The sequence below is a fragment of the Vreelandella nigrificans genome, assembly GCF_002374315.1.
In the GTDB taxonomy this organism is placed as follows: domain Bacteria; phylum Pseudomonadota; class Gammaproteobacteria; order Pseudomonadales; family Halomonadaceae; genus Vreelandella; species Vreelandella nigrificans.
Genome location: NZ_NWUX01000001.1, coordinates 162,850 through 174,821, shown reverse-complemented (window position 1 = coordinate 174,821; position 11,972 = coordinate 162,850). Strand labels below are relative to the sequence as shown.

Genomic DNA, 11,972 nt, shown 5'->3' with positions numbered 1-11,972 from the left:
GCCGCACCACAGCATTGTCTAAGTTCGTCAAAAGATAGGCGCTATTGTAGCGATATGCGCGGGATAGGAACAGCAGTCCGGCGAGAAGCGCCGGACTGGAAAGATATTAAATTGCTTACTCTAAGCGAAGGGCCACAAATAGCGAACGGCCATCGCGGTACAAACGGAGCGGAATGGCACGGTCATTAGGCAGTCCTTCAACGATGCGCAGCAGCTCATCGGCAGAAGATACACTGCGATGGTCAATACTTACAAGCACATCCCCAGGACGCAGGCCAGCCTGAGACGCGACACTATCGGGCTCCACTTGGCGCACTTCGACACCGCCACTAATATTTAAACGCTCCCGAGTGGCCTCATCGATTTCTGCCACTGCCACACCAAGGCGTGTCTGGTTGTTGCTACCTGAGGCGCTTTGCACTCCTTCGGCATCTGGCCAGCTACCAAGCTCAACCATTTCAGTCACCTGCTCACCGTCACGCATTAAGGTCAGCTCTACTTCGCTACCTGGCGCAGCGCGCCCAATCAAGCGCGGCAAAGTGCTGGAGCGATCAACTTCATCACCATTCACTTCTATAATAACATCACCCGCCTGCAGGCCCCCTTGGGCAGCAGGCCCTTCAGGGTCAAGATCTGCAATCAACGCACCGATAGCGTCATCCATACCAAAGGACTCTGCAAGGTCACGAGAAACTGGCTGAATCATCACCCCCAGCCACCCGCGGCTAACTTGACCATCTTCTCTCAGCTGGTCAGCTACATCCATCGCCACATTAATGGGAATAGCAAAGGAAAGCCCCATAAAGCCGCCACTGCGGGTAAATATTTGTGAATTGATACCAACCACTTCACCCTGAAGATTAAACAGTGGGCCTCCTGAGTTACCAGGGTTAATGGCAACATCAGTCTGAATAAAGGGTACGTAAGCATCACGCGGAAGCGTACGGTTAATAGCACTAACAATACCGGCTGTCACTGAATGGTCGAAACCAAAAGGGGATCCAATTGCAGCAACCCACTCACCCACTTTAAGCTCATCTGAGTTGCCTAAATTTAGGACCGGTAAGTCATTAGCTTCAATTTTAAGTAACGCAACATCCGTCTGGGCATCACTGCCTATCAGTTCGGCAGACAGCTCACGGCGATCATTTAGGCGTACCAGTATTTCATCAGCATCTTGCACTACGTGTGCATTGGTAAGCACATAGCCATCGGCACTAATCACAAAACCAGACCCGAGCGATTGGCGCTCCTCACTACGGCCTTGCCCCCCTCCCGGCGGCATTGGGAAGCTATCACCAAAGAAGTGGCGAAATATTTCAGGTATTTCCTGTCCACCGAACCCATGAGCACTGGGGCCGCTACTGCGCTGGACTGTTCGGCTAGTAGAAATATTGACAACACCAGGGGCAGCATTCTCAACCAGCTCGGTGAAGTCCGGCAGGCTTTGCGCATGGGCATTTTGGCCCATCATAAATAGCGCAACAAAACATAGCCACAGCATAGGGGAAAGAACCAAGCGCTTCATGCAACAGCTCCTAGTCAAGCAAACACCAAACGAAAGGAATGTAACTCATAGTGAGCTACGGGATAACTAACTGACCAACCGCGGGCGAAAGTGTTCCGTACGCCCTCGCAGACCATATTTAAGGGCAATGACACCACACATCAACGCCCCAAAAAAAATAGCCGCACTTTGCCACTCTACTGCACCCAGCCAAACAGCAACGCCTGACAGTATCAATGCGAACAACAGTGGCATTGTATAAACCAACAGTGCGATAGCAGTGAGGTCGGCTCGTGAAACGGTAAAGGTAACGGAAGTACCCAAAGGGTAGCGTTGCTGATAATGCTCTGGCGAACAGTCAGGCTTCAGCACGACATACTGCTGTTGGCGACGGGCTATTAATCCCATCCCACAACCACGTCCTTTAGCGCACTGCTCACATGCTACGGAGACAGAGACATCGATAGTGATGCCTTGGCTTGGATCATGCCCGACAACAGTGCCAGCTCGCAGCAACGAAGTGCAAGTATCATCAACCATGGAGTGACCGTCAAAAAAGACTCACTTGAACTCGACAGACTGCACAATTCTAAGCAGCTGAGAGGAAGGAAGCTCACCTATACCTATCAATTGCCAGCGCTGATCACCAACCGTTACAAACTCAATAGCAGCCGATGATATGCCAATCTGGTGAAGACCTGGTTCAAGAGAAGTGTGTACAACAGGAGTGGCAAAAATGCTCACGGAGGCCAGACCATCGCTAAAAAAGCGCTGTTCAACGCCGCCGTCACTACTTTCGACAGGCTGATCGATAAACCCATCCGGCAGCCAAGCCACCTGCCACTCGGGCTCAGGTAGTGAATAGGGGATTTCTGCGCTTATTTTACCCCCATAAGGCTCTGGAGACTGAAGCTGCGTCATCTGAAACGTTTCAAGCACCCTATCCTGGGGATCACTTAGTACGTGCTTCAATAACAAGCCTGTCTCTTTATCAATCCACCACTCGTGGTGGTAGCGCTGCTCATCATGGGGCACAAAACTAAGCTGCACAGCCGGACGACCAGCCACTCTGGCTTCGTCTTCTAGCGCAATATCATAGAAACGAGCAACATGGCTTATCCACTTATCAGGGCTAGAAGGAGATGAATCAGCACTAGACTCAAACCAAGCCAATTGACCCGCTTGAGAGCGGCGCTCAACACTGACGGAAGGACCATCAAGATGCTGAACCACTTGCTGGCGAACACCTTCGTGAATACGGTGAGACAGCGCTAACGTACGCACACCCAACGTATCAATCGAAACGGCTCTGGCCTGGAAGGTATAACAGTGGCTTGCATAGATGCTTCGCTCAAGCCACTGCTCAACATCTTCAGGGGCATCCTGGGAAACTAGATCTGAGCATGCGCCTGAAAAACTGGGAATCGCATCACTGCTACTGGCTTCGACTTGAAGTGAGAACTGGCTTGCACTTACTACACAAAAGCTAAGTGCAAGCGCTCTCCCCCAAGGGGTTTTACATTCCGACACACTCATAGCCGTCACACACCCTTACCTAGCAATCTGCATCTAACGCTGCCCAAGTGGTTCTATAACGGATGATGAGCGCATAAGTGGCATCCAGCTATCAGCATTACCGCTTGCCGCACCTTGAGCGTGCTGCTCTAGGTAGGATCGCAATAACTGAATTTGCTCTATGTCAATAGAAGTACCCGGTTGAGCCATCACACCTTGTGGTACTGAAGGCGCAGAAAAACCAGCCTCGCTGACATTCATTAACCCGCCATTACCACCCTGTCCATTAATGCGGAACGGCGTTGGCTCAAACATAGGTATATCTGACGGTGCCATGGCAGCAGACTGGGTAGAAGCCAAGTTAACAGGCTGCACCTGAGCACCACCCGAGGGCGCTGCTACTAAATCTCCTGATCCCTGAATCGCGCCAGAATCACTACCACCAAAGAACTGCACACCCGTGATAACCATTAACGATACAGCTGCTGCGACACCTGCGCCTCGCGCAAATGAAACATTGTTTACTCGAGAAGGGGCGGCTTTTGGCTCGTCAAGTAATGATGGAGCAGGCTCATCACGCAAACGCGCCATAATACCTGCAGAGAGATCAACACTCACGTCCACATCGCGCTCACGCTGCATCATGCTGCGCGCTAAGTGGTAACGCCTCCATGTCTCTGCCGCATCAGTATCGTTAGGCAGCGACTTCAACACTCGGCGCAATTCAAGCTCATCGCTTTCGCCATCCATTAGCGCAGAAAGCGACTCCCGTGTGTTTTGACTCATACTTCACACCCTCACACTGTGTTAGAAGAAGCCCTGTGGTAACACTGCTAGAAGTGCGTGTCACCACAGCAACTCCACAGGCCAAGACCCTATTTTGCATCTCTTTCGCAGCTCGCTTAAGAAGAAGCAGATTATCCATTGAGCTGCTCAGGGCTTATGACGCTTCTCTTGCCAGACAGTTCATAAAAAAAGTAAAAACGTAATTTATTGTGACAAACAAGTAATATCATTATTTGCCAAGGGTCACGGACCACCAGCTCGACCAGCCAACCCGTCACTCAGCAGATAGCGTTCTCAGTTATTCATCCCGGCTGTTACGCGCAGTAGTAACCAATGGTCGAATATGTTCATCAACCGCTTCACGAGCACGAAAAATACGCGAACGCACAGTGCCTACCGGGCACTGCATCACCTGAGCAATATCCTCATAGGCAAGGCCATCAAGCTCGCGTAGCGTGATGGCGGTACGCAAATCTTCCGGCAATCTTTCAATGGCCTCATAGACAGCGGCCTCAAGCTGATCCCGTGCAATTGCCGCTTCAGGCGACTCGGCATCTGCTAGACGGCCACTTTGATCAATAATTTCAGCATCGACAATATCCAGGTCACTACCCGGTGGTCGCCGCCCTCTTGAAACGAGGTGGTTTTTTGCCGTATTGATCGCAATTCGATACATCCAGGTATAAAACGCACTTTCAGCACGAAATTTGCCCAGCGCCCGATAGGCTTTAATGAACGCCTCCTGTGCTACGTCCTGCACCTCGGAGTGATCATGTACGTAACGGCCTATCAAACCAATAATTTTGTGCTGGTATTTTTTTACCAGCAAATCGAAAGCGCGGGTATCGCCTTTTTGAGCACGCTCAACAAGTTGCTGATCTGTCTCACGAGTGCCCATTCACACGCTCCTCCCGCTTGCACGACGTGCATCGCATCGAGCCTGGGGTCTTTTTTGCCCTTCAACATGGGCATTAACAGCAAGCAGCATAGCGTCCCTTGGGCATTGGTTAGTAGTAATGGTGACATCAGATGGCAAATCTACGCCCTCTGCTATTTATAACAAGCATATTCTATGGCGCTTAGTGTTACGCGTTCTGCTCAGCGCATCAAGCGCTTAGCCCCCTTTCACAAAATCTTGAGGCTGACACCTTTCACCCTCTTCAAGTTCCGTAATAATTGATTTTTACTCCCCTGACACGCCATAGTAGAGGCCACTTTTAGCCCACAGCGCACACAGGTAGCAAGATGTCTGATCAGCAAGTTAGTAACCTTAACGTTCTCGCCCAAGATGTTCTCACCACCCCAGAAGCACTAAAAGGCGCTATCCCCCTGACCGAAACTGCCGAGCGCTCGGTTATTGAAGGACGTAAAACCATCCAGGATATCCTGGATGGAAAAGACCACCGTCTTCTTGTCGTGGTAGGACCATGCTCAATTCATGACGTAGATGCCGCGCTGGATTATGCTCGCCGGTTGCGCAAGCTCGCCGATCAGGTAAGCGACAGTCTCTACATTGTCATGCGCGTCTATTTTGAAAAGCCCCGCACCACCGTCGGCTGGAAAGGCCTAATTAATGACCCGCACTTAAACGACTCTTTCGAAATTGATGAAGGCCTACACATTGCTCGCAAGCTGCTAGTAGACCTGGCGGAAATGGGCCTGCCACTGGCCACCGAAGCGCTCGACCCAATCTCCCCTCAGTACCTACAAGATTGCATCAGCTGGTCAGCCGTTGGCGCGCGCACCACCGAGTCGCAAACCCACCGCGAAATGGCCTCAGGCCTCTCCGGCCCAGTGGGTTTCAAAAATGGTACCGACGGCAGCCTGGATGTTGCAATTAATGCCTTAGAATCGGTGGCTCACCCGCATAATTTCTTGGGCATTAACCAATCAGGCCAGGTAGCCATCATTCGTACCCGCGGCAATGCATACGGCCACGTGGTACTGCGCGGCGGCAACGGCAAGCCCAATTACGATAGCGTCAGCGTCGCATTGGCCGAAAAAGAGCTTAAAAAAGCCAACCTTTCTGCCAACATAATGATCGACTGCTCCCATGCTAACTCAAATAAAGACGCAGCCCTTCAGCCACTAGTGCTTGAAAACGTCACCAACCAGATTTTAGAAGGCAACACTTCTATTATCGGCCTGATGATCGAATCCAACATTGGCTGGGGCAATCAAAAAGTGCCAGCAGATCTAAGCGAGCTTCAGTACGGCGTTTCGATCACCGATGCCTGTATCGACTGGGAGACCACCGTAGAGACGTTCACCCGCATGAACGAAAAACTAGCATCCGCACTTACTAAACGCATCGCTTAAGCACTCTTTTGAGCATATCAACGCCCCGCCAGCGGGGCGTTTTTCTACAAGATTTCTCGCTTGAACGGCGGCAAGGCATCTAATAACGCCTGGCCGTAGCGGCGAGTAATTACGCGCCGATCCAGTAACGTAATTACTCCCCGATCACTTTCCTTGCGAATCAGCCTCCCGCAGGCCTGCACGAGCTTTATCGATGCATCCGGCACGCTAATCCGCATGAACGGGTTGCCGCCCTGACTCTCAATCCATTCAGCCAACGTCGCCCCTACCGGGTCATCTGGCACCGCAAACGGTAGCCGTGTAATGACCACATGAGTAAGGTAGTCACCGGGCAGGTCAATACCTTCCGCGAAACTCGCTAAACCAAATATAATACTGCCTTTGCCTTTATCTACGGCCCCACGGTGCCGCTCTATCAGTTCACGCTTGGGTAGCGCATCTTGCGCCAACACCCGCCCTTTGGCACCAACCGCCAGGGCTTTTTCCACCGCCCGAAGCTGGGCCCGCGAAGAGAACAGCACCAACACCGCCTCCTTGTCGCCCAGCTGCTCAACAAAGCGCACGATCGCACTTTCATGGGCATCACGGTCGCCTGGGTCGGTAGCTTCGGCAGGCACGCGAAGAACCGCATTAGCGTAATCAAATGGGCTCGGCAATGCTTGATAACGGTAACGGTTGGCTAGCCCTGCTCGCTCCTGAATACGCTCAAAACGCCCTAGCGCAGTAAGGGTGGCTGAAGTAACCACCGCTCCGTGGCAACGCCCCCATAAGTGCTTGGCCAGGGTATGGGCAGCCGAAACAGGACTTGCCGAAAACTCAATTTCCGGTTCACCCGCGACCCGACTCAGACTAAGCCAGCGGGCACTAGGCGGCGCATTGGCCGCGTCCTGTTCGCTAAAGGCTTGCCATAGCGCATGGGCCTCCAGGGCACGCCCGTGAAGCAGCGCAACCAGCGGCAACCATGTTTCAGCCTGTTCCCGATCCAAGCCGGTTTGCTTATCCGGGTCGAGACTTTCCCTGAGAATATCGCTAATACTTTCTAAACAGCGCGATAGTGTTGCGAACATCACTAACAGTTGCTGCGCCTGGTCGCGCAACTCAGTAGGAACCTGACCTTTTTCAAAGCGGAACTGATGCAGGACTTCCTCATCACCTAAACCATTGGCCCGCCCTGCCAATTGGTGCCCCATGCTGAATACATCACCCAGCGCTGGTTCCAAGCTATGCATCAGCTCAGGCAAGCTGGTCAGCAGGCGCGCCACCGTCGGCTGCACCGCCAGCCCCTGATGGAGGTCAGTTAGACTACTTTTAAGGGTTTTTAACCATCGCAAACAACCATGCACCGCAAAACGATGGGCAAAGTGAGAAAGCGCTTTATCAGGCAGATGATGCCCTTCGTCAAATACAAAAATGCAGTCAGCAGGGTCGGGTAAAATAGCCCCGCCGCCAAGCGCTAAGTCGGCTAACACCAGATCGTGGTTAGCAACGATAACATCGGCATTTTCGAGCTCACGCCTGGAGCGAAAAAACGCACAAGCACCAAAATGCCCACAACGCCGGCCGGTACATTGGCGGTGGTCAACCGTCAAACGTCGCCAGTGAGCATCGTCGATTGAGTGCGGCCAATTGTCGCGGTCCCCTTCCCAATCCCCCTTACCGTAAGATTCAACCATATCGGTCGCCAGCACGGTAAAGTCGCTGCTTTCCGCCTGTAGAGACTGCTCAAACAGTGAGAGAGTTGGGTTGGGTTCGCTACCTTCCAGTGCTTGATCAAGTCGCGCCACACATACATATCTACCGCGCCCTTTAGCAAGGGCATAGCGGAACGCAATACCACTGTGGCTAGCAAGTGATGGCAGATCCTGATTAAGCACCTGCTCTTGAAGTGCCACTGTTGCCGTCGATACGATGAGGCGCTTACCCTGCGCCTTGGCAATAGGCAGTGCGGCGATTAAATAGGCAAGCGTTTTACCGGTTCCGGTTCCCGCCTCCAACACACACACATGACTGTCATTGGTGCGTTTGCCATCGCTGTCTTGCTCAATTCCTCCGAGCGTTCTGGCAATCTCTGCGATCATTAGCCGCTGCCCGTAGCGTGGGGTCAGCTCAAGCTTTTCCACCACGCTACGGTAGGCTTGTTGAATATCGCTTTTTAAGCCGTTATCCAACATGCGTGTTACAGCATGCCTTCTGGAGGGTGTTCGCAGGGCAGCTTGCCATTGATGTAGCGTTCAATCTCAGGCAGAGAGAAAGCATCCTCTTCACCTACAAAGCTAATCGAAACGCCTTTCGCCCCAGCACGGCCGGTGCGGCCAATACGGTGGACGTAGTCTTCTGGATCTTCTGGCAGAGTGTAGTTAATCACGTGACTGACGTCTTCAATATGAATCCCGCGCCCTGCCACATCAGTAGCCACCAGCACTTGAATCTCTCCCTCGCGGAAGCGTTCAAGGGTTTTGATACGCTGGTTCTGCGGCACATCGCCCGACAACATAGCAACGCTAACGCCCGCTTTCTTAAGCAGGTCGTCAAGCTTACGCACGAGATCACGGCGGTTACCAAACACCATGACCCGCTCGAAGCTCTCCTGCTCAAGCAGATTAACTAGCAGACGCTGCTTGTCATCATCTGACACCAAGTAAACACGCTGGTCGATATCCGCCTGATTCTCAACGGTAACTTCAATTTCAACGTGCGCAGGGTCAAGCGTCCATTGGCTCGCCAAACTCAAAATATCGTCAGTGAAGGTCGCCGAGAAGAGGAAAGTCTGGCGCTCTTCTTTTTTCGGCGTATAGCGGATAATACGTTTCACATCGGGAATAAACCCCATGGAAAGCATGCGGTCCGCCTCGTCAAGCACCAACACTTCCACTTCTGAAAGGTCGATATCGCGTTTCTGGTGAAAATCCAACAGGCGGCCAGGTGTGGCTACTAAGATATCGATCTTATTACCCAGACTTTCGCGCTGTTTCTGGTAATCCATACCGCCGACAACGCTGGCGACATTCAACTGGGTAAAACGGGCTAGGGCTTTAGCATCTTTTTCGATCTGCAACGCTAACTCACGGGTAGGTGCAATAATCAGTGCACGAGGAGCACCTGATTTTTGTCCATCCGGGGTTGGCTCTTCTAAAAAGTAGGCCAGGACCGAAATTAAAAATGCGGCTGTTTTGCCCGTTCCGGTTTGCGCCTTGCCTACAATATCGCCACCTAGCAGCGTTTGTCGAAGGGCCTCTGCTTGAATAGGCGTACAGTACTCAAACCCTTGGGCGTGAATAGCGCGCATTAAAGGCAGCGGCAGATCAAAGTCATGAAAGCGCCACTTGCCGGCCACGGCTGGCACCTGAAACTGACGAAGATCCCAGTTCGACTGACGGCGACGCGGTTTCCGACGGCGACGTTTAGGCTTGCGGTTCTGGGCCGATGCTGTGGTCTGTTCCGACTCGCTCATAGGCTGTGTATCTGTCCATTGCTGTGGATGTTAGGCATCACGAAGAGCGCATTGTACCAGGGCTTGGCGATAAGAGCGCGCTCTGCTGTCGAAGGAGTATGCTTGCCTGTTAGAATGAGGCATAAGTTAACCCAAGGAGCGCGATATGACGCGTAAGAAAAAGACCCGTTCGATAGCGGATAAAGTAACCATCCGCACTGGGCGCCGTAAAGATTATAAAAAATGGCGCCACGAAAACCCAGACCAAGTTACCTCTTCACGGCGCTTTGTGGCTAAAAAGCAGCAGCAACGCAAGCTTCAGGCGGTACGAAAACTGGCACGCCAACAAGATGGGCAAACGATTTCGATTCATTCAGATAAAGAGGCGGATAATCCTTCTGGAGAGAACACTTAATGCACTTAGTCTCATTCAATATCAATGGTATCCGGGCACGCTTGCATCAGCTTAAAGCGCTGATTGACACCCAACAGCCAGATGTCATTGGACTTCAGGAAACCAAAGTACAGGACAGCGAGTTTCCCCTAGCCGATGTAGAGGCTATGGGTTACCACGTATTCTACTACGGCCAAAAAGGTCATTATGGGGTTGCTTTACTCTGCCGCCAAAAGCCTCAAGACGTTTATTATGGCTTTCCCGATGATGAAGAAGATGCCCAGCGACGCTTGATTGGCGTGCGGCTGCTTGCGGACGACGGCCAACCGGTAACCGTATGGAACGGCTATTTCCCTCAGGGAGAAAATATCGCCCACCCTACTAAGTTTCCCCATAAAGAGCGTTTTTATCAGCAACTGTCCCGCTTGCTTAACGAGCGGCACCACCCTGACGAGCGTCTTGCAATAATGGGTGATTTCAATATTTCACCCGAAGACCAGGATATTGGCATCGGCGAGGCCAGTCGGAAACGCTGGCTCCGTGAAGGCAAAGCCAGCTTCCAACCCATAGAACGTGAATGGCTTGACGACATTAAAGCCTGGGGACTAAGTGACAGCTACCGACTTTGCTACCCCGAAAACGATGCTTGGTTTAGCTGGTTTGATTACCGCTCCAAAGGCTTTGATCGCGAACCAAAACGCGGGCTGCGCATTGATTACATCCTAGTGACAAAACCACTTGCAGAGTGCGTTACCAGTGCCGGCATCGATTACCAGCTGCGCGGCATGGAGCGACCTTCAGATCACGCACCAATCTGGAGTAAGTTTTCACTGATGCTAAAATGTCATGACCAATAATCGTCGCCGATAACCGCGCACAGCCCGCCTGTCACAATAATTGCAGGCGGTCTCATGGTATTTTCAGGTTACTGAAGGCTAACCAGCCAAGGCTCTACTTCATCATCACCAAGAGCCAACGCTTGTGAAAAGGCGTGCTTTGCCAGCGCCTCGTCGCCCCAGGCGTAGGCTAGCTGACCCAACTCCCTCCAGTCCTTCGCTGCCTGGGTATATTCTGCAAGACTCTCCCAAGCCTCTAAGGCATTTTGAACATGTTTGGCCTGCTGCCACGCAGCGGCCAGCAGCCTTAGCATTTGTTCATCGCGGGGAAGGGTCTCGTCACGCAGCGCCTCTTGCAAGTGCTCCGCTGCTCGTGCTGGCGTGCCGCCAGCCAAATGAAGCCGGATTAGCAACAGCCGCTCTTCTGGCTGGTTAAACTTGCCTAGCTGCCAAGCCATTTCCCACACGCCAGCAGCGATGCCTTTTTGGCCTGCCTGCTGGGCAAGCCCAGCCGCTTGACGCCACTCCTCAGGAGGGCTTTGGCTGTTCAGGCCCTCAAGCAACCAGCCCAACGCGAGGTCACTCTGCTCAGCATTGCGCAATACAGCAAGCATCAACGACTGCTGTGCTTCATCCAAGGCCCCACTCTGCTCAAGCAGAGGAGTCAAATGCTCAGCAGCAGCATCCCAGCGCTCCTCTTGTGCCAACAGGCGCACTAGCTGCCAACTCACCTGGGCATCTGTACGGCTATCCAGCCACTGTTCATATAGCACAATGGCCTCTTCACGCTGCCCAGCAGCCCGCCGAAGCCCAGCCTCTTCGCGTAGCCACCTAGCCCGCTGGCTTGCGGGCACACCACTACGCTCACGTGCATTAGCCAACTGCTGTGCGGCCTCCTCTTGCCGTCCCTGGCGAGCCATAGCGCCAGCAGCAAGCTGAGAGTAGAGCGCACTCGCCCACTGATCAGAGCGATTACCACCTTGCAATCGTGCAGCCTGCCCAGTGGCCCGAGTGATAAGGCGTTCTAATGCCTCCTGAGAGCCATCTCCACTCTCACTAGCGTCAGCAAGCTGCTGCTGCAAGGCATTAAGGTCTTGAATAATGTCCCCCGGCAACGGCTCACTTGCGTGAACAAAAGAAGCCCAGAGACTAAACAGTATTACTCCAGCCAAACGCTGCATATAA

Annotated in this window: 11 protein-coding genes; 3 read left to right on the top strand and 8 right to left on the bottom strand. The window is 52.7% G+C overall.

Annotated elements, in window-relative coordinates; all coding sequences use genetic code 11:
- Positions 1-115: 115 nt before the first annotated feature.
- The 5 genes from CPA45_RS00830 to rpoE all read right to left on the bottom strand — a co-directional run bounded on the left by CPA45_RS00830 (position 116) and on the right by rpoE (position 4,706).
- Positions 116-1,528 (bottom strand): DegQ family serine endoprotease, encoded by a 1,413-nt coding sequence (locus CPA45_RS00830; RefSeq protein WP_096649440.1) that lies wholly within the window; start codon positions 1,526-1,528, stop codon positions 116-118.
- A gap of 66 nt (positions 1,529-1,594) precedes the next feature.
- The gene (locus tag CPA45_RS00825; RefSeq protein ID WP_096649438.1) at positions 1,595-2,047 is read right to left on the bottom strand and encodes a SoxR reducing system RseC family protein; all 453 of its coding nucleotides are present in this window, start codon (positions 2,045-2,047) and stop codon (positions 1,595-1,597) included.
- Between the two features lie 21 nt (positions 2,048-2,068).
- Positions 2,069-3,043, bottom strand: a complete 975-nt coding sequence (locus CPA45_RS00820) for a MucB/RseB C-terminal domain-containing protein (RefSeq protein ID WP_096649436.1) — start codon at positions 3,041-3,043, stop codon at positions 2,069-2,071.
- Between the two features lie 33 nt (positions 3,044-3,076).
- Entirely contained in the window at positions 3,077-3,808 is a 732-nt protein-coding gene (locus CPA45_RS00815) for a sigma-E factor negative regulatory protein (RefSeq protein ID WP_096649434.1), read from the bottom strand.
- Between the two features lie 298 nt (positions 3,809-4,106).
- Positions 4,107-4,706 (bottom strand): RNA polymerase sigma factor RpoE, encoded by a 600-nt coding sequence (gene rpoE, locus CPA45_RS00810; protein WP_078087280.1) that lies wholly within the window; start codon positions 4,704-4,706, stop codon positions 4,107-4,109.
- A 347-nt stretch (positions 4,707-5,053) separates the two neighbouring features.
- Between rpoE and CPA45_RS00805 the strand changes: the two genes are divergently transcribed.
- Positions 5,054-6,127 carry a 3-deoxy-7-phosphoheptulonate synthase gene (locus CPA45_RS00805; protein WP_096649432.1) on the top strand — a complete coding sequence of 358 codons (1,074 nt, stop codon included), beginning with the start codon at positions 5,054-5,056 and terminating at the stop codon, positions 6,125-6,127.
- Between the two features lie 44 nt (positions 6,128-6,171).
- Here CPA45_RS00805 and dinG read toward each other — a convergent pair whose 3' ends face one another.
- Positions 6,172-8,298 (bottom strand): ATP-dependent DNA helicase DinG, encoded by a 2,127-nt coding sequence (dinG, locus tag CPA45_RS00800; RefSeq protein ID WP_096649430.1) that lies wholly within the window; start codon positions 8,296-8,298, stop codon positions 6,172-6,174.
- 5 nt (positions 8,299-8,303) lie between these two features.
- Positions 8,304-9,578 carry an ATP-dependent RNA helicase RhlB gene (gene rhlB / locus CPA45_RS00795; RefSeq protein ID WP_096649428.1) on the bottom strand — a complete coding sequence of 425 codons (1,275 nt, stop codon included), beginning with the start codon at positions 9,576-9,578 and terminating at the stop codon, positions 8,304-8,306.
- A gap of 145 nt (positions 9,579-9,723) precedes the next feature.
- On the opposite strand from rhlB, the gene CPA45_RS00790 reads away from it, so the two are divergent.
- Complete coding sequence (locus CPA45_RS00790) at positions 9,724-9,972, top strand: hypothetical protein (protein WP_096649426.1); 249 nt, start codon at positions 9,724-9,726, stop codon at positions 9,970-9,972.
- Entirely contained in the window at positions 9,972-10,808 is an 837-nt protein-coding gene (xthA, locus tag CPA45_RS00785) for an exodeoxyribonuclease III (protein ID WP_096649424.1), read from the top strand. Before CPA45_RS00790 ends, xthA begins: the two co-directional genes overlap by 1 nt.
- A 68-nt stretch (positions 10,809-10,876) precedes the next feature.
- On the opposite strand, the gene CPA45_RS00780 is transcribed toward xthA, so the two are convergent.
- Positions 10,877-11,968, bottom strand: a complete 1,092-nt coding sequence (locus CPA45_RS00780) for a hypothetical protein (RefSeq protein ID WP_096649422.1) — start codon at positions 11,966-11,968, stop codon at positions 10,877-10,879.
- Positions 11,969-11,972 lie beyond the last annotated feature (4 nt).

What these genes read in the sequence shown, in the direction of transcription:
- rhlB (WP_096649428.1), bottom strand. Translation starts at nt 9,578, where the DNA reads ATGAGCGAGTCGGAACAGACCACAGCATCGGCCCAGAACCGCAAGCCT.
- xthA (WP_096649424.1), top strand. Translation starts at nt 9,972, where the DNA reads ATGCACTTAGTCTCATTCAATATCAATGGTATCCGGGCACGCTTGCAT.
- CPA45_RS00820 (WP_096649436.1), bottom strand. Translation starts at nt 3,043, where the DNA reads ATGAGTGTGTCGGAATGTAAAACCCCTTGGGGGAGAGCGCTTGCACTT.
- dinG (WP_096649430.1), bottom strand. Translation starts at nt 8,298, where the DNA reads ATGTTGGATAACGGCTTAAAAAGCGATATTCAACAAGCCTACCGTAGC.
- CPA45_RS00815 (WP_096649434.1), bottom strand. Translation starts at nt 3,808, where the DNA reads ATGAGTCAAAACACACGGGAGTCGCTTTCTGCGCTAATGGATGGCGAA.
- CPA45_RS00830 (WP_096649440.1), bottom strand. Translation starts at nt 1,528, where the DNA reads ATGAAGCGCTTGGTTCTTTCCCCTATGCTGTGGCTATGTTTTGTTGCG.
- CPA45_RS00780 (WP_096649422.1), bottom strand. Translation starts at nt 11,968, where the DNA reads ATGCAGCGTTTGGCTGGAGTAATACTGTTTAGTCTCTGGGCTTCTTTT.
- CPA45_RS00825 (WP_096649438.1), bottom strand. Translation starts at nt 2,047, where the DNA reads ATGGTTGATGATACTTGCACTTCGTTGCTGCGAGCTGGCACTGTTGTC.
- CPA45_RS00805 (WP_096649432.1), top strand. Translation starts at nt 5,054, where the DNA reads ATGTCTGATCAGCAAGTTAGTAACCTTAACGTTCTCGCCCAAGATGTT.
- rpoE (WP_078087280.1), bottom strand. Translation starts at nt 4,706, where the DNA reads ATGGGCACTCGTGAGACAGATCAGCAACTTGTTGAGCGTGCTCAAAAA.
- CPA45_RS00790 (WP_096649426.1), top strand. Translation starts at nt 9,724, where the DNA reads ATGACGCGTAAGAAAAAGACCCGTTCGATAGCGGATAAAGTAACCATC.